The 17,922-nt window shown below is 56.2% G+C and carries 14 protein-coding genes; 8 read left to right on the plus strand and 6 right to left on the minus strand.

Annotated features, from left to right (window positions below; translation table 11 throughout):
- Positions 1-63: 63 nt before the first annotated feature.
- Positions 64-1,020: a galactofuranose ABC transporter, galactofuranose-binding protein YtfQ gene (gene ytfQ, locus AB1E37_RS22945; protein ID WP_002886769.1), complete on the minus strand. Its 957-nt coding sequence runs from the start codon at positions 1,018-1,020 to the stop codon at positions 64-66.
- A 403-nt stretch (positions 1,021-1,423) separates the two neighbouring features.
- On the opposite strand from ytfQ, the gene ppa reads away from it, so the two are divergent.
- Positions 1,424-1,954 carry an inorganic diphosphatase gene (gene ppa / locus AB1E37_RS22950; RefSeq protein ID WP_002886766.1) on the plus strand — a complete coding sequence of 177 codons (531 nt, stop codon included), beginning with the start codon at positions 1,424-1,426 and terminating at the stop codon, positions 1,952-1,954.
- 74 nt (positions 1,955-2,028) lie between these two features.
- Complete coding sequence (locus AB1E37_RS22955) at positions 2,029-3,216, plus strand: hypothetical protein (RefSeq protein WP_021312672.1); 1,188 nt, start codon at positions 2,029-2,031, stop codon at positions 3,214-3,216.
- A gap of 144 nt (positions 3,217-3,360) precedes the next feature.
- On the opposite strand, the gene AB1E37_RS22960 is transcribed toward AB1E37_RS22955, so the two are convergent.
- Genes AB1E37_RS22960 through tamA form a run of 3 tightly spaced genes read right to left on the minus strand, consistent with a single transcriptional unit; the run spans position 3,361 to position 9,214 of the window.
- Positions 3,361-3,705, minus strand: coding sequence for a gamma-glutamylcyclotransferase (locus AB1E37_RS22960; protein ID WP_002886724.1), 345 nt, complete (start codon positions 3,703-3,705; stop codon positions 3,361-3,363).
- 2 nt (positions 3,706-3,707) lie between these two features.
- Positions 3,708-7,484: an autotransporter assembly complex protein TamB gene (gene tamB, locus AB1E37_RS22965; protein ID WP_012737220.1), complete on the minus strand. Its 3,777-nt coding sequence runs from the start codon at positions 7,482-7,484 to the stop codon at positions 3,708-3,710.
- The gene (gene tamA / locus AB1E37_RS22970; RefSeq protein WP_002886722.1) at positions 7,481-9,214 is read right to left on the minus strand and encodes an autotransporter assembly complex protein TamA; all 1,734 of its coding nucleotides are present in this window, start codon (positions 9,212-9,214) and stop codon (positions 7,481-7,483) included. Before tamA ends, tamB begins: the two co-directional genes overlap by 4 nt.
- 208 nt (positions 9,215-9,422) lie before the next feature.
- On the opposite strand from tamA, the gene msrA reads away from it, so the two are divergent.
- The 5 genes from msrA (at position 9,423) to araC (ending at position 15,944) form a co-directional block, all read left to right on the plus strand.
- Entirely contained in the window at positions 9,423-10,061 is a 639-nt protein-coding gene (msrA, locus tag AB1E37_RS22975; protein WP_002886721.1) for a peptide-methionine (S)-S-oxide reductase MsrA, read from the plus strand.
- 180 nt (positions 10,062-10,241) lie between these two features.
- A complete protein-coding gene (locus tag AB1E37_RS22980) occupies positions 10,242-11,579 on the plus strand; it encodes a hemolysin family protein (protein WP_002886718.1) in 1,338 nt (445 codons plus the stop codon).
- Positions 11,580-11,780: 201 nt separating this feature from the next.
- A complete protein-coding gene (locus tag AB1E37_RS22985; RefSeq protein WP_016946104.1) occupies positions 11,781-13,013 on the plus strand; it encodes an oligosaccharide MFS transporter in 1,233 nt (410 codons plus the stop codon).
- An 18-nt stretch (positions 13,014-13,031) separates the two neighbouring features.
- Positions 13,032-15,041: a beta-galactosidase gene (locus tag AB1E37_RS22990; protein WP_032448220.1), complete on the plus strand. Its 2,010-nt coding sequence runs from the start codon at positions 13,032-13,034 to the stop codon at positions 15,039-15,041.
- 30 nt (positions 15,042-15,071) lie between these two features.
- A complete protein-coding gene (araC, locus tag AB1E37_RS22995) occupies positions 15,072-15,944 on the plus strand; it encodes an arabinose operon transcriptional regulator AraC (RefSeq protein ID WP_004178353.1) in 873 nt (290 codons plus the stop codon).
- Positions 15,945-16,005: 61 nt separating this feature from the next.
- Here araC and AB1E37_RS23000 read toward each other — a convergent pair whose 3' ends face one another.
- Positions 16,006-16,212 carry a DUF1107 domain-containing protein gene (locus AB1E37_RS23000; protein ID WP_002886707.1) on the minus strand — a complete coding sequence of 69 codons (207 nt, stop codon included), beginning with the start codon at positions 16,210-16,212 and terminating at the stop codon, positions 16,006-16,008.
- A 323-nt stretch (positions 16,213-16,535) separates the two neighbouring features.
- On the opposite strand from AB1E37_RS23000, the gene AB1E37_RS23005 reads away from it, so the two are divergent.
- Complete coding sequence (locus AB1E37_RS23005) at positions 16,536-17,093, plus strand: YtfJ family protein (RefSeq protein ID WP_002886706.1); 558 nt, start codon at positions 16,536-16,538, stop codon at positions 17,091-17,093.
- Here the strand turns inward: AB1E37_RS23005 and cysQ are convergent.
- Positions 17,083-17,826, minus strand: coding sequence for a 3'(2'),5'-bisphosphate nucleotidase CysQ (gene cysQ, locus AB1E37_RS23010; RefSeq protein ID WP_004177677.1), 744 nt, complete (start codon positions 17,824-17,826; stop codon positions 17,083-17,085). The two genes, AB1E37_RS23005 and cysQ, sit on opposite strands and share 11 nt — an antisense overlap.
- Positions 17,827-17,922: the final 96 nt, after the last annotated feature.

A 17,922-nucleotide genomic window follows, 5' to 3' on the forward strand; every position in this document is an offset into this window, starting at 1 on the left:
TTCTGGAACGCTGCTTTTTACCCTCTCCCACCGGGGAGAGGGATGGAATGAGGGGCTCCCCACTCAGTAGCCCATATTTTTCTTCTTCTCTAACTCTTCTTTCGCCGTATCCGGCAGATACAGCGTCGATTTGGTAATGGTCAGCTTCTCCGGCAGGGTGCCGTCTTTTTTGTATTTCTCCAGCGCATCAAACGCCGGGCCGGCCATATTTGGCGTCAGTTCGACGCTGGCGTTGGCTTCACCAGCGATCATCGCTTTATAGATATCCGGCACGCCGTCGATGGAGCCGGTCAGAATATCTTTGCCCGGCTTCAGGCCAGCTTCTTTAATGGCCTGGATGGCGCCGATGGCCATATCGTCGTTATGAGCGAACACCATGCAGATGTTTTTGCCGTTATTCTCAGCTTTGATAAAGCTCTCCATGACCTCTTTCCCTTTACTGCGGGTGAAGTCGCCGGACTGGGAGCGGATAATTTTGATATTCGACGCTTTGGCAATCGCGTCGGCGAAGCCTTTCTTACGATCGATGGCCACGCTGGCCCCAACGGTGCCCTGCAGTTCAACGACGTTACACGGCTTACCGTCGACGGTTTTCACCAGCCAGTCGCCAATCAGCTGGCCTTCCAGCACGTTGTTGGCGGTCACGGTGGTCATGTAGAGATCTTTATCTTTAACATCAATGGAACGGTCGAGGAGGAAAACCGGGATCTTGGCCTCTTTCGCCTCTTTCAGCACCGGTTCCCAGCCGGTAGCCACCACCGGCGCAATGAAGATCGCGTCGACCCCTTGAGCGATAAAGGAACGCACTGCTTTGATCTGGTTTTCCTGTTTTTGCTGACCATCAGCGATCTTCAGGGTGATACCGCGCTTGGCGGCCTCCTCTTTCGCGACGCTGGTTTCCGCCGCACGCCAGCCGGATTCAGAACCGACCTGCGAAAAACCTACGGTTAGCGGGGCAGCTATCGCCATAGACGACATAGCTGCGGAAACTGCTGTGACAAGAAGTAAGCGCTTCCACATAAGGGTATCCTCGTAGGGTTATTGTTGGTTAAAGTCTCACCTGCGGACAAACTATAGACAATCGGTGATGTAACTGAATGCGTTACATCACACTTCAAAAAAGTAAATGAGATGTTAATGATGGCCCTACTGCCCAGCGGAGAGCCGATAAGGCTTCGCAGGGAGCGCGGCTGTTGCGGTTTATGACGTTTTTTTAAGCAGTATGATAAATCAATCACATGCAATGAAAACGGTTACATAAATTTATTCATGATGTGGCTATGTTTATGGATTTTCATGTCATTATTACGCGAAAAATTCGGAGCACTCTGCGGCGATATCGGGAAAAAGAAGCGAAGACTTTCGATGTGAGTTGGCTATAATACCGAGCACTTGTTTGCCATACATTTTAAAGGAAACAGACATGAGCTTACTCAACGTACCTGCGGGCAAAGATCTGCCGGAAGACATCTACGTCGTGATCGAAATCCCGGCGAACGCAGATCCTATCAAATACGAAGTCGACAAAGAGAGCGGTGCACTGTTCGTTGACCGTTTCATGTCCACGGCAATGTTCTATCCGTGCAACTACGGCTACATCAACCACACCCTGTCCCTGGACGGCGACCCGGTTGACGTGCTGGTCCCGACTCCGTACCCGCTGCAGCCGGGCTCCGTGATCCGCTGCCGTCCGGTTGGCGTTCTGAAGATGACCGACGAATCTGGTGAAGATGCGAAACTGGTTGCCGTACCGCACACCAAGCTGAGCAAAGAATACGATCACATCAACGATGTGAACGACCTGCCGGAACTGCTGAAAGCCCAGATCACTCATTTCTTTGAGCACTACAAAGATCTGGAAAAAGGCAAGTGGGTTAAAGTCGACGGTTGGGACAACGCGGAAGCGGCGAAAGCCGAAATCGTTGCCTCTTTCGAGCGCGCTAAGCAGAAGTAATTCTGTCTCAGGCAGGGTCATCCCCTGCCTGATTGCGGCACGGATAGCCGCGATAACACCATGGAGGGTGTCCCGTGAAAAGCGTTCGCTATTTCACCCTTAACTTTTCTGGCTTCACGACCGCCGCCTGTGAAAAACAGGGGTATCTGCGTCTTATCGCCGGCGACCATGTCTTTTATACCGATAAACGCTATTTTAACGACCCCTCGCTTTTTGACCGCCTGACGATCAATCAGCCTCTGCACCTTGGCGTCCGCCGCCTGGACAACGGCAGTTACTGGATCCACTGGCTCAGCGATGGCGAAACGCTCCTTGAGCCCAGTCAACGGGTAAAGCGCTGGGCCCGGCCGCTGCTGATTATCAGCCTGCTGACGCTCATCGTCGCTCTTATCCCGCTCATGATGAGCACCTCAGAATGGGGAAGGTTCGGCTTCGGCATTATCGCGATACTGGCCTTCATCGCGTTGTTAACCGGCCTCTGCGAGCTACTGTTCCACCGGGCGCTAAAAATGCACCCCGCCATGCGCGATCTGTTGGCGAAGATGGCGCAGGCCCGCCGCCGCGACTTTTCCTTTTGCCAGCCGCTACCGACTACGGCGCAAACCCTCCGCCAGTCGGCGAAGCCTTTTACGCAAGCCCTGCCGGAACGCTATGCCGTCCGGACGGGAAAAATTAGCAATATCATTTTTAAGAAATGGTTCGCGGGGAACCCAACGCGGGAATACCATGGCGTTGGGATACAATGCGACACGGCGCCGCTGGCCTTCTTCTGGCAGAACGGCTTCGCCAACTTCGGCCTGCATCCCTTTTTTTACCGCCGTCAACCGCCCTTTCTCGCTATCGGCGATCGGATAGTCGTCGTCTACCAACGGAAAGATAACGACGTCCAGGCGTTATACAACGTCAGCGACGGGTGCGCTTTTCTGAAAAATCATCCCTGTTATCCCGGTGACCGGCAAATGTCGCTAGTCTATAACCTGTTTTATGGCATGGTGCTGGTGATGTACCTCCTCATACTCGGCATGTCGCTAAATAACCCATACAAACCAGCCAGGGGATTTGGGTGGTTAATTCAGGATTCACTGGACATGCTGTCCCTATTATTACTCAGTTTCGGCGGGATCCTGGCGGTACTGGAGCTGATTGGCCCGACGGCCTGGTTATTGTCACACCGGGTGGCTGACTGGATGAAGATGCGCTCGGCGATGCGGCACTACCTGCAGGGAGCGGCCCGCCATACCGCGCTCGAGGAGATCATGTAATGTTCAGCACCCCAACACGACGATTATTATTCCTCGCGCTGACGACGCTGGCTTCCGCGATGTGGCTGGCGAAGGATCGTCTGCCACTCTGGTAAGGCATGGAGCAGGAAAAAACAACGCCACCCGAAGGTGGCGCTGTCGTGGTTAATACTGGTCGCGATCCAACCAGTTGCCGTTCGCTATCAACGTACAACCCTCAACGGAACGTTGATAGACATACATCCATGCGCTGCCGTAAGGCGTCTGAATCAGGTGGCGCGCATACTCGCCCCCCTTGGTGCGCAGCGCATCCAGTTCGGCCAGCGTCGATGCATCAATACGATAAACTTCACCATGTACTGTGCCTTCGCCGGGCACCGCGCCTGGATAGTGGCCCAGGCTGTACAGCTGATAATCGTCGACACTATGAGCGCCCAGCCACTGGGCGTTGGTCATCCAGTGGCTGTTGCCTTGTTTGCGTCGTAAACTGCCGTAAACAAATATTCGCATTGCTAAAACTCAAACTGATAGAGCAAATCGAGCGCCTGGTCGATGCCAGACACCGCTTCCACATATAGCTTAGGCATCAGGCGATAACGTAAAGTCAGCGTCGCCAGGGAATCGAAGATACCGACCCCGTATTTTACCTGCAGACCCGGCAGTACATAGCCGCTGACCACCACCTGGGAAGAATCGCCTACCCCTTCGGTGTCCAACGCCAAGTTGCTTACGCCAAACGTCTCGCCGATTTTACCCACAACCTGACCACTTTGTGCAACCCCCATACCAATAAGCATTGAGGTCATCGCGGCGCTATCGCTCTGACCACTACTCAAACCCTGGCCGCGCAGCAGATAAGACAGCGCTTCCTGCTGGGACATAACCGGATCAGAGAAGATCTCCGCTTTCGGCTGATCGGCGGAGCCGGTGACGCGAACGCCGGCGATCACATCGTCTTCGGTGGCATCCGGGTTACGAATCGCTTCGATATTCAGCAACGGCTGATCCGGCGGACCGGAGAACAGCAGCTCCCCTTTGCGGACAATCAAGTCCTGACCATAGGCGTGGAAACGGCCGTCCGGAATATTAATCTGCCCGTTGAGGCCCAGCCCCTGCTTGTCCTGCGCCACTTTCAAATCACCGGTCAGACGCGCTTTCAGGCCGAAGGCTTCCAGACGAACGTTGTTGCCGACGTGAATGGTCAGGTTGCTGTTGATCGGGATGCTGGCGCTCTGCTGCTTAATCGGCTTGAGGTTTTTATCCAGCATCACTTCATCAGAGGAGACGCCGACCGCGCTCTCCGGCACCTCGTTGACCACGATCCGCGCCCAGGGCACATCCACTTTGCCGTCGAGATTGAACAGGCTTGGCGTGGCGGTAAACACCACATCCGGCGATACATCGAGACGCACCATCGGCGGCACCGTGATCCGCACCCGGCTGCCTTTCGCCGCAATTTGCGCCCGCCAGTTATCGATCTGCGTCCAGTCGGCGTTACCGCTGAGGGCGATTTGCCCCTGGCGGGTGTTCACCGTCCCCTGCAGGGTCGAGCGCGTGCCGTTGAAGTTCATCGCCAGCTGGCTCGGCTGCATATCAAACGGCATAAAGTTGCCGTCGATATCCACCCCGCTCAGCTGCATCTGGCCGAACAGCTGCGGACTTTTCACATTGCCGCCCAGACGCAGACGGGCGTTGAGCCTTCCCTCTGCCTTTTCACCACGAGCGAAAATCGGGTTGATCATCGCCAGCGAGAAGTTGCTGATATTGACATTGCCGCCGAGATTACGCCGCCCCTGCGGGTCGGTAACCTGCACCTGCCCATCCAGTTGACCATTGTTGGTCAGGCGGATAAGCCAGCCCAGCTCGGCGCGATTGTTGTGCAGGTCGGCGCTGAGGTTAAGCGTATCGAACGCCACCGGCAACGGCGCGTCGTTGACGACCTGGGTCACCTTGACGTTGCGCCCGCTGAGGGTCACTTTGCCCTGCGGCAGTCCCTCTTTGGTGGTGTCCCAGCTCACATCGGCATTACCAGTAAACACGCCGCTGGCCTGGGTCGCCTCCGGCATAAACGGCTTGAGCATCGCCAGATCGAAGCGGTTGAGATTCACCCGCGCCCGTCCGCTGGCGCCCGCGTCAATGGTTTCAGGCACGCAGAGCTCGGCGTTCGGGTTGGTCCAGCAGTGTGGCCCGATGCTGATTTTCTGCTCCAGATTGCGATAGTCCAGCGCAATGCTGCGCGTCAGCGCTACCGGCCCCACCGGCGTCTGGAAGCGGGTATCGCTCAGCGAGCCCTTCCAGCGTTCGGCCTGACGATCGAAGCTACCTGCCAGCGCCAGCTGGCCGGAAACCGGATCGCCCTGCACGCGTAGCCGCAGCTCATGCTGTTTCTCTGTACCTTTGGCATTGAGCTGCACCAGGCTGATATTGACCCCCGGCTGGCTGATGCGATCCACCCGCACGTCCAGGTTACCGCCAATCTGATCGGTGGATTTCACATCCCCTTTGACGTTGACCTGGGCGATGGTCAGCTCCTGCCAGCGCAGCGCCCGGGCGGTGATGTCGGCCAGCAGCTGCGGCGCATCGACAGTGCCGCGCACTTTTACCAAGCCCTTCGCCGTCCCGCCGAGCCCCGGCAGCGCATTATCCAGGTGCGGCGCATCGATGGTGGCGTCGAGATTAAGATCCTTCACCCCCAGCTCGCCTTTGATATCAGCGCTGTTCGGGCCTAACGCCAGATGCAGTCCCGGGATTTTCCACTGCAGATAGCTGTTACCCTGCAGCGAGCCCGCCACATCCACTTTGTTCTGCTTCACGTTGCCGGTAATTTTCAGCTCCGGCACCGACATCTGCCAGCTGCCGCCGTACAGGCTGCCCTGGGTCTTGATCCGGCCGTTAAGCTTTGACGGCCAGTCCGGCACCTCTTTGGCGGTGTTGATGCCGTCGAGGGTCAGCTCGCCGCGCCAGCTGATCGCCTGCTGCCAGTCGAGCAGCGCCTTCAGCTCGGTTTTCCCTTCCAGGGCGTTGACCGTCAGCTTGTCGAGATTGATCTGCCGTTCATTGCCTTTGGCGTTGAGGGCGATTTTCGCCGGCGGCAGCGATTGACCTTTCACCGCGGTGGAGAAGGCCAGCGCATAGTCGGTCATTTTGCCGCTGAACTTCAACTGGACATCGTCGGCCTGGAACTGCTTCTCGCCGCTGAACGGCCAGGCGAGCTGCTTACTCTTCAGCTCCATATTGAGCGGCAGCCCGGCCTCCGCCAGCTGCGCATCCGCGCGCAGCGTGGCCGCGACCGGCCCGCTTAAGTCCACTCCGACTTTGAGCGTTTTACGCACTTCGCCGCCCACCTTCAGCTGCACCTTCTCCCCTTTCATCGGGTCGACGTTCAGGGTTCCGGCGAGGGTAATGTCCACCGGCCAGTTATCCTGCAGCTGCGCGCTGCCCGAGGCGCTGACCTTGCCCTGATCGGAGTCGATATCAAGGGCGTCGAGCTTCATCTGGCCGTCGATACTGCTGACTTTCAGCAGCAGGTTATACACGGTGATATCGGTATCGCCGGTCAGGCGCAGCTGCTCGCCGCGGAACGCCTGAATATTGAGGTTCAGCGGCAGATGGACATCGGTCATTGCCGGCAGCACCGGCTGCGAGAAGAGGTCGGTCATCGTCTCGCCGAGCGGTTTTTCCTGCGGCTGCGGGTTGTCAATTTTCGGCTCAACCACCTGCTCCTGCGCCACTTTCGCCACCTTAGGCAGGGCGATCAGCAGCCCCTGCAGCGAGGTCGGCGTCAGGGTCAGATTTTTCTCCTGCCAGTTCAGGCCGGTGGAAAAATCGCGTACGGAGACCGCGGTATCATCGATTTTAACGTTGACGTTATGCAGCGCGACGCGGCTGAGGGTGATCGGATAAGGAGTGGAGAGATTCAGCGGCCCGCTGTCCTCTTCCTCGACCGGCGCTGAGGGCGGCATCTTCTTGGTATCGACGGCGACGTAAATATCGCGCAGCGCGATGTCGTTTACGCACAGGCTGCTGTCCCACAGGCAGCGCAACCTGACGCTGAGGTGAAACTGACCGGCGGTCACCGCCACGCCGGGCTGTTCGTAGCGAACATTATCGAGGGTTAAATCACGCCAGCCACCGGTCACTTTGCCGATTTCCAGCCCCGGTACCCAGCGATCCGCCGCTTTGAACACCAGATGCAAGCCGGTGGTGGTCCCCACCAGGAACCCGACGGTGCCCAGCAGGAGCACTAACACGATTAAGACGCCGAGGCTTATCTTCTTCCATAAACTCATAATTCAGGCCCCAGACCGATGTAAAACTGTAAACCATGCTCTTCTTTGTCGCCGATCGGCCGGGCGATATCCAGCTTGATCGGTCCCACCGGCGACTGCCAGCGCACGCCCACCCCGGCGCCGGTTTTGAAATCGCTCTCGCGAATATCGCTGACCGCTTCGCCGCTATCGACAAAGACGGCGCCCCACCATTTGCCACTGACGTTGTACTGATACTCCAGCGAGCCGGTGGCCAGCTTCGAGGCCCCGATCAGCTTGCCGTCATCGTCCTTCGGCGAGATAGATTTGTATTTATAGCCGCGAATACTGCGGTCGCCCCCGGCGAAAAAACGCAGATCTGGCGGCACCTTGTCAAAGTTGTCCGCTTCGATCCAGCCAAGGTTGCCGCGCACCACAAAGCGGTGGCGGTCATAGAGGGTACGGATCCAGACGTCCTGGGCCTGCATCACGATGAAGTTGATGTCCGAGCCCCACATGGTGTTGGAGTAGTCCACCGAGTAGCGCTGGGAATCGCCCCAGGTAGGCATCAGGCCGCCGCGGGAGCGAGTGCGGTTCACCGAGACCCCAGGATAAATCAGCATGGTGGTGTTGGTGACGTTCGCCTGGGTAAAGTGATCCAGGCTCCAGCGCAGGTTAATCGCTCGCTGCCAGCCGCTCGACATCTCCCAGAAACGCGAGACCCCCAGGGTGGTAGAGTCGGCCTGGGTATCATTGAGGTCGGTACGCTTAAAACCGCCCTGCATCAGATAATACTGTTCGAGGGGGCTCTTCAGCAGTGGGACTTTATAGGTAAAATCGAATTGCTGCTCCGGGGCGGAGAGGCTGACGCTGGAGGTCAGGCTGTGGCCATACGAGTTGACCCATGGTTTTTTCCACGTGGCTTTCACCCGCGGACCGACGTCTGTGGAATAGCCGACCCCGGTTTCCACGGTGTTCTCTTTGCGAGGCGAGACAACGCCCTGCAGAGGCAGCACCTTGGTTTTCCGCGACTTAGCAAAATCAGGCGCCACCACCACCGAACTGAACCAGCCGGTCGCCGCCAGGCGGCGGTTTAGCTCGGCCAGGTCCTGCGAGGTGTAGTAGTCGCCCTCTTTAAACGGCACGAGGTTTTGCAGGTATTCATCGCGGATTTGCGAGCCAGAGAAAGTGACGTGGCCAAAGCGATAGCGTTCGCCGCTGTCGTAATCGATATCCCAGAACGCCTGATGACGGTCGAGGGAGACCCCGAGCTGGCTCTTAAGAAACTCGCTGTCAAAGTAGCCTTTGCGCAGGGCGACGCGGGTCAGCGAGCTCTTGAAGCCGTCGTAATCCCCGTGGTTGAGCACCGTCCCGATGGCCGGGCGCGTTTTCAGCAGCGCCAGGTAGTCGCTATCGGTGCGGGCGCCGCCGCGCAGAATCACCTCGGTTCCGCCAATGCGCACCGGTTCTCCCGGGGTCACTTTGGCGATCAGCACCTGACGTCCCCTTTTCGGCGGCGGACGCAAATCAAATTCAATCGTCGGCTCGTAATAACCCAGCGCTTTCAGACCTTCGCGAATGGCGTCATCGACGCGCGCGCGAAAGCGACGATCCGGCGTGACTTCATCGCTCTGGATGGTGGAAAGCTGGGCGCGAACGTTTTTCTCCAGCTCCCCGGATAATCCCTCAACCTGCAAACGCACATTCGCTGCGCTGGCGACCCCGCTGACCAGCAAAAGGCTGGTGACACATAACTGGCGGATTTTTAGCACATTTTCTCCTGAATATCCCTGTTTCCTCTACAGGAAACACTGGCGCCGCTCCACGGCTTAACAAAACCCTAACAACATAGGGTTGAAAAAGTGGCAATAACCCAAATAATTCTTATGTATTAATCTAGACGTATTACGCGTATTTATTGTGTTAAAAGACACGCTTCGTTACAACCTTAACGACGATTTCTGTATTGAGAGGCCAACCGTGAGTCTATTTGATAAAACGCATCTTGTCGCCCAGGCGGATGCGCTGCCTGGACGCAATACCCCCATGCCAGTGGCGACGCTCCACGCAGTTAACGGCCACTCGATGACCAACGTCCCGGCGGGGATGGAAGTGGCGCTGTTCGCCATGGGCTGCTTCTGGGGAGTTGAGCGCCTGTTCTGGCAATTGCCGGGGGTTTACAGCACCGCCGCAGGTTACACTGGCGGCTATACGCCCAATCCGACCTATCGCGAAGTATGCAGCGGTCAGACCGGTCACGCGGAAGCGGTACGCGTGGTTTATGATCCGCAGGTGATTAGCTATGAGCAGTTATTGCAGGTGTTCTGGGAAAATCACGACCCGGCGCAGGGTATGCGGCAGGGTAACGACCACGGCACCCAGTACCGCTCGGCGATTTACCCGCTGACCCCGGAACAGACGGAGGCGGCAAAGGCCAGCCTCGCGCGCTTCCAGGCGGCGATGAACGACGCGCACGATACCCGTCACATCACCACCGAGATCGCCACCGCCAAACCGTTCTACTATGCCGAGGACGATCACCAGCAGTATCTGTATAAAAACCCGCACGGCTATTGCGGCATCGGCGGCATTGGCGTCTGCCTGCCGCCTCAGGCGTAATTCTGATTTCCGCCTCAACAGCGAGGCGGTCAATGAACGCTCTGGCGGCTTTACATTCCCTTACGCTATACTAGCCAGTGTGACAGCCGGTCCAGCGCCTTCGGACCGGTTTTTTATGTATTCCACATTTGAGTTATCAACTTCCCTTCCGAGGATCTGGCCTCAACGGTCAGAAAAGATATGTTAAACAGTATTTTAGTAATACTCTGTCTGATAGCCGTCAGTGCGTTTTTTTCGATATCGGAAATTTCACTGGCTGCCTCACGTAAAATCAAACTGAAACTGCTGGCCGATGAAGGCAACGTCAACGCACAGCGGGTGCTGAAGATGCAGGAGAACCCGGGCACCTTCTTTACCGTCGTGCAGATTGGCCTCAACGCCGTCGCCATTCTTGGCGGTATTGTGGGCGACGCGGCTTTCTCACCGGCGTTTCATAGCCTGCTCAGCGGGTATTTGTCACCGGAGCTCTCCGAGCAGCTGAGCTTCATCATCTCTTTTACCCTGGTCACCAGCTTGTTCATCCTGTTTGCTGACCTGACTCCGAAACGCATCGGTATGATTGCGCCCGAAACAGTGGCTCTGCGCATCATCAACCCGATGCGCTTCTGCCTGTTAGTCTTCCGCCCGCTGGTGTGGTTGTTTAACGGCATGGCCAACATGATCTTCCGCATCTTCAAACTGCCGATGGTGCGGAAAGACGATATCACCTCCGATGATATCTATGCCGTGGTCGAGGCCGGCGCGCTGGCCGGGGTGCTGCGCAAGCAGGAGCATGAGCTAATTGAGAACGTGTTCGAGCTGGAGTCCCGCACCGTTCCTTCCTCCATGACCCCGCGTGAAAGCGTCATTTGGTTTGATTTGCACGAAGACGAGCAGAGCCTGAAGAATAAAGTGGCCGAACATCCGCACTCGAAGTTCCTCGTCTGTAATGAAGATATCGACCACATTATCGGTTACGTCGATTCAAAAGATCTGCTGAACCGCGTGCTGGCGAACCAGAGCCTGGTGCTGACCGGCGGCGTACAGATCCGCAACACGTTGATCGTGCCGGACACCCTGACCCTGTCGGAAGCGCTGGAAAGCTTCAAAACCGCCGGGGAAGACTTCGCGGTGATCATGAATGAATACGCGCTGGTGGTCGGGATCATCACTCTCAACGACGTGATGACCACCCTGATGGGCGACCTCGTCGGCCAGGGGCTGGAAGAGCAGATCGTCGCCCGCGATGAAAACTCGTGGCTGATCGATGGCGGTACGCCGATTGATGACGTGATGCGCGTGCTGGATATCGACGAGTTCCCGCAGTCCGGGAATTACGAGACCATCGGCGGCTTTATGATGTTTATGCTGCGTAAAATCCCCAAACGCACCGACGCGGTGAAGTTCTCCGGCTATAAGTTTGAGGTCGTGGATATCGATAACTACCGTATCGACCAGCTGCTGGTGACCCGCATCGATAACAAGCCAACGGTGCTGGTGCCGAAGCAGGCGGAAACGGCGGAAAGCCAGAACGCCTGAGCGTAATCTTTTCTCTCTCCTAAGGGCGGATGACCATCCGCCCTTTTTTATGGCTCGAATGTGAAGCGGCTCACGCCCCTCTGCCGATAGCAGATTACTCCTGCTCGATAGCGAAACGTTCATGACTCCCCGACGCGCAAAAAGGTAACGTTGCTCGCATCAACACGATCATATTCCTGAATAAAGGAAGCGAGGGTTACCATGATAACGTCAAATAAAAATTACTTTATCAGCTGTCTGTTTTTCCTGTTCTTCTTTATAGGTTGGGGATGCTGCTACCCTTATTTATCCCTGTGGTTGACGGAAACCATCGGTATTAACTACACAGACGTCGGCCTGGTTTATTCTTTCACCGCCATTGTCGCCGTCTGCGTTCAGCCATTATTCGGCTTCATCTCCGATAAACTGGTGTATCGTAAGAATCTGATGTGGATGCTGGCGATTATTATCACGTTATTCGCCCCTTACTGGATTTATGTCTTTGCTCCCCTGTTAAAAATAAATGTGTTCCTCGGCGCGCTGGCTGGCGGCCTTTATATTGGCATGGCCTACGGCGCCGGCTGCGGGATTTGCGAAGCCTACATTGACAAAGTCAGCCGCGCCTCCGGTTTCGAATTTGGCCGGGCGCGGATGTTCGGCGGCATCGGCGCCGCAATCGGCACCTTTGCGGCAGGAAAACTCTACGGCATTGATCAGAATATGATTTTCTGGTTGGCCAGCGGCGCAGGCGTCTGCCTGCTGGTCATTGTCTGGAAAATGCAGATCAGCGCCCACCCGCAGCAGGGATTGCTGTCCGGCAAAGCATCGCCGGTTACCCTCCGCGATGCCGTCTCGCTGTTAAAAATTAAAAAATTCTGGTTCTTCGCCCTCTATGTCATTGGCGTCGGGGCGGTCTATGAAACCTATGACCAGCAGTTCGCTATCTATTACAGCCATTTCTTTGAGAGTAAAGCCCGGGGTGCAGAAGTCTTCGGTTATTTAACCACGGGTCAGATTTTCCTTGATGCCATCGTGATGTTCTTTGCGCCATGGTTTGTGAATAAAATCGGCCCGAAAAATGCGCTGTTATACTGCGGGCTGATTATGAGCTTGCGTATTATCGGCTCCGCGTGGGCTATTGGCCCCGTCTCCATCAGTCTGATTAAACTCCTCCACGGTTTTGAAAGCTCGGTGCTACTTGTCGCGGCGTTAAAATATATTACGGCTAACTTTAATCCTCTGCTGTCAGCGACCGTTTACTTAATTGGCTTCCAATTTTCGAAAAGCTTTAGCTCTATTTTTCTCTCGACCGGTATCGGCCATATGTACCAGAGCATGGGCTTTACCAGTAGCTATATCGTACTCGGCGGTATCGCTCTGTGCTTCACGCTTATTTCTTTTATTACGCTGGATAAAGCGCGTGTCTTCTCTTCACAACCGGTGCCCGCGAATTAATGTCAGGAGGTAGTGTGTATGTCTCATTTATTTTATGGCGTGGCGTATTACGATGAATATATGCCGGAAGATCGGCTGGCTAAGGATATCGCCTTAATGCGCGAAACCGGCATTAACGTGGTGCGTATTGCCGAGTCCACCTGGAGTACGCTGGAGCCTGAAGAGGGCCAGTATAATTTCTACCATATCGACCGGGTGCTGGAGGCGATGCATGAGGCCGGCATTGCGGTCATCGTCGGGACGCCCACCTACGCGGTCCCGGCCTGGCTGGCGGCGAAACATCCCGATATTCTGGTCACCACCGTCGCGGGGCAGCAAAAATATGGTCCGCGGCAGATCATGGATATCGTCAACCCGACCTTTCGCCGCTATGCCGAAAAAATTATCCGCACGCTGATGGCCCATGTGCAACACCATCCGGCGATTATCGGCTGGCAACTGGATAACGAAACCAAGCATTACGACAATATTGGCCGCTATATGCAGGAGGGCTTCGTGCGCAGCCTGCAGGAGAAATATCCTGACCTCCGGCAGCTGAATCGCGATTTCGGCCTGGATTACTGGAGCAACCGCATTGACCGCTGGCAGGATTTTCCGCCGGTGGAAAACACCATCAACGCCAGCCTCGCCTGCGCCTTCTCCCGCTATCAGCGTCAGCAGGTCACCGAGTATCTGGCCTGGCAGGCGGCCATCGTTCGGGAATACGCCCAGCCGCACCAGTTCGTCACCCACAACTTCGATTTCGAATGGCGCGGTTACTCTTACGGCGTGCAGCCGCGGGTCGACCATTTTGCGGCGGCGCAGGCGCTGGATATCGCCGGCGTCGATATCTATCACCCGAGTCAGGCACACCTGACCGGACGGGAAATCGCCTTTGGCGGCGCCATCACCCGCTCGCTTAAGCCGGGCCAGAACTACTTCGTGCTGGAAACCCAGGCTCAGGGCTTCTCCCAGTGGACCCCCTTCCCGGGCCAGCTACGCCTGCAGGCATTCAGCCATATCGCCTCCGGCGCCGCCATGGTCTCCTACTGGCACTGGCATTCGATTCATAACGCCTTTGAAACCTACTGGAAGGGGCTGCTCAGCCACGACTTCTCGCGCAACCCAACCTGGCAGGAAGCTACCACCATCGGCGCCGATTTCGCCCGCCTGTCGCCGCAGCTGGCGGAGCTGAAGGCCGAAAATGACGTCGCGTTGCTAATAAGTAATGAGGCGATGGACGCTCTCAATCACTTCCTTCCCGGCGACGCCAGGGGCAACATTTATAACGATATCTTCCGCCGCTTCCACGATGCGCTGTATGACCACAATATCAGCCTCGACATCATCCACGATGTGAACGAGGAAACCTCGCGCTACCGGGTGCTGATCGTTCCTGGTTTGTACGCCGCCGATGAGGGCCTGCTAACGCGGATTAACGACTATATCGCCCGGGGCGGCAGAGCGCTGATCGGCTTTAAATCAGGCTTTAGCGATGAAAACGTCAAGGTGCGCAGCAGCGCGCAGCCGGGGGTTTTGCGCCAGAGCTGCGGCGTCAGCTACAGCCAGTTCACCCTGCCGGAAGAGACGACGGTAAGCTCTTGCTGCGCAGAGATTGATTGCCGCAATGACAATCAGGCTGAGCTGTGGATGGAATTGCTGACGCCCGATGACGGGACCCGCACCCTGCTGCGCTACCAGCACCCGGCATGGGGCGAATACGCCGCCGCAACGGAGGCGGATTACGGTCAGGGTCGCGCCCTGTACGTTGGATTTCTGCCGCAGAAGGGCCTGATTAGCCAGCTGTTTGATGTCCTGACGGCGGATCTCACGCTGAACTCGCGAACTTCCGCCTATCGCTATCCGTTAGTGGTTAAAAAGATGCGTAACCGTGCCGGAAATAATATCCACTTCCTGTTCAATTACTCCGGCGAGGCGATGGATGTTGTCAGCGAGACCCTGGGTACCGCGCTGCTGAGCGGGGAGACAGTATACGTCGGCCAGCCGTTGCGCCTCAGGGCCTGGGAATTTACTATCATCGAAAGCTAACGACGCGGCGGCGCTCAGGTGGAAGAGAGAATGGAACTGGATATCAATGAGCTACTCAATTTCTCGCCATTGATGAAGACCTTTACCTTCAATGCCTGGGTCGTCGCAGGCTTCACGCCGATTACCCGCGGCTCCACGCTGGACTACTACATTAATCGCCCGCAGGGGATGAAAGGTTACATCATTAATCTGACCCTGCGCGGCCAGGCGCGGGCGAAAGCGGGCGATGGCTTCCTGCTGTGCCGGGAAAACGATCTGTTGCTGTTTCCTCCCGGCGTGCCCCATCATTACGGCAGGGACGAACACAGCGAGTACTGGGACCATCTGTGGATCTACTTTATCCCCCGCCCCTACTGGATAGACTGGCTGAAGTGGGACCAAACCACCCACGGTATCGGCAAAACAACCATTAACGATCCCGACCAGCTCCAGCAACTGCGCGATCTGTTCTACGAAGTGATACGCCACCACTCTGCGTCCGTACCGCTGTCAGAAGCGCTGGCAATGAACGCGCTGGAGAGATTAATTCTCCGCTGTTTTCAGCAGCAGCCCATTAGCAACCGCCATGCCCACGACCCACGGATTAACGCCATCTGCGACTATCTTAACGCCCACATTGCACAGGAGGTAAAAATCGAGACTCTGGCGGCGATGGTATTTATCTCCCCTTCACGTCTGGCGCACCTTTTCAAAAATGAACTGGGGCAAACGGTCTATGCGTGGCGGGAAACGCAGCGCATCAACCGCGCCAGGTGGCTTATTCAGAGCACTTCGCTCCCACTTAACAAAATTGCTTTATCGGTGGGCTACAGCGATCCGGTCTATTTCACCCGCTTGTTTCGTAAACATAACGGCATCCCACCGGGCGAATATCGCAAACGCTATGCGGAAATGAAGGGCTAAAAACATCAACGGCTCCCATCGGGAGCCGTCTTTTACCTACTACGTACTGCTACGTGCCAGGCTATGCCATCTCAGTTTGCAGACGCAACACCTGACGATTGACTTCGGACATCACTGACAGATGCAGCTTGTCCTTGACCTTCGGGATAAGGATTTTGCCCTTATCAAATTCAAATGCGCCAACGTCCTTGATGTACAACCGTCCACGAAACAGGATCTTCACGTACTTCGCCACTTGCAGCGGATTGTAGCGTTGGAAAATTTTCATTCTTCTCTCCTGCCAGGGTTACGCTCTTGTGGTGCCACAGTTAGCCCACGTCTTGGGAGCGCAAATTTTAATGCCCTAAAACTATAGTCCAGAATCTCAGAGGGACTCAGTATGTATAAGTTTATTTACCCTTTGATGACAATAATTCAGAATTTTCGTTTCAGACATACGATGAAGTAAGTATAAGTCGCCGTTTTACGACTAATTTGTGCGTCAACACGCAAACTGGCATCCTCATTGCGGGTAATCACCGTCAATCGCACTTATGATTAAACGAGACCAAGTGGTCGGATCACCTGCATAAAAATGATTAAGGATTGCGCATGACCCTACGTAGCATACTGGCCGCCTCGTTACTGCTTCTCCCGCTGCTGGCCACAGCGCATAACTTCGTCGACGGCCAGCGCGTGGCGCCCGTTGGCGTCGCGGATCGGGGAGAGCTTATTCTGGATAAGGATAAGTTTAGCTATAAAAACTGGAATAGCGCCCAGCTGGCGGGAAAAGTGCGCGTGGTCCAGCACATCGCCGGACGCTCGTCAGCAAAAGAGAAGAATGCCAACCTGATCGAGGCGATTAAAGCGGCGGGCTTCCCGCACGATCGCTATCAGACCACCACCATTGTAAACACTGACGACGCCATCCCGGGCACCGGGATGTTTGTACGTAACAGCATTGAAAGTAATAAAAAGCTCTTCCCATGGTCGCAATTTATCGTCGACAGCAACGGCCTGGTGCGGAAAGCCTGGCAGCTGGACGAGAAGAGCTCAGCGATCGTGGTGCTGGATAAGAACGGGCGTGTGCAGTGGGCTAAAGACGGCGCCCTCACCCAACAAGAGGTGCAGCAGGTGATCGACCTGCTGCATAAATTGCTTAATAAATAGAGACCCGGAAGCCGGGGTTGAGGAAGGATTCACGCGGCGTGTAGTCGAGGGTTTTCCCCTGCCAGTCGTGAACATGCGCCCCGGCGGCCACCGCGACCGCATGGCCGGCGGCGGTGTCCCAGGTGCTGGTCGGCCCGAAGCGCGGATAGAGCTGGGCCTGACCTTCCGCCACCAGGCAGAATTTCAGCGACGAACCGATTGAGGTGGTCTGGTGTTCGCCAAGTTGCTCAAGGTACTCCTGCAGCTCCGGATCGTTGCTATGGGAGCGGCTAATCACCACCAGCGGCGGACGGGCATCGCGGACCTGGATCTGCTTGCGTACGCCGCACTCTTCTTTCCAGGCTTTGCCATTTTGCGCGCTGTACATCACCTTCATCACCGGCGCATAGACAACGCCCAGCGTCGGCTTGCCGTTTTCAATCAGCGCGATATTGACGGTGAATTCGCCGTTACGCTTAATAAACTCTTTGGTGCCGTCCAGCGGGTCGACCAGCCAGTAGCGCTGCCAGTGCTGGCGCACTTCCCACGCCGGCGGGTCCTCCTCGGAGAGGATCGGGGTATCCGGATCCAGCGCCTGCAGGCCGCTGACAATGACTTTATGCGCTGCGATATCCGCCGCCGTGACCGGAGAATCATCTTTCTTGCTGGCGACGTTGATCGGCTGGTTTCCATCGTAGACTTCCATGATGGCATCGCCCGCATTCCGTGCAAGCTGACATACTTGTTCTAACATTCTCCACCTCGTCTGGTTACAGTGGCGTTAACTCGTTGTTTTATTTATATCGCATCACCGCGAGTTCCGCTATCTGTGATAACGATGGCGGTTTCT

This window comes from Klebsiella sp. Shm-1 (assembly GCF_040804525.1).
Classification (GTDB): domain Bacteria; phylum Pseudomonadota; class Gammaproteobacteria; order Enterobacterales; family Enterobacteriaceae; genus Klebsiella; species Klebsiella pneumoniae.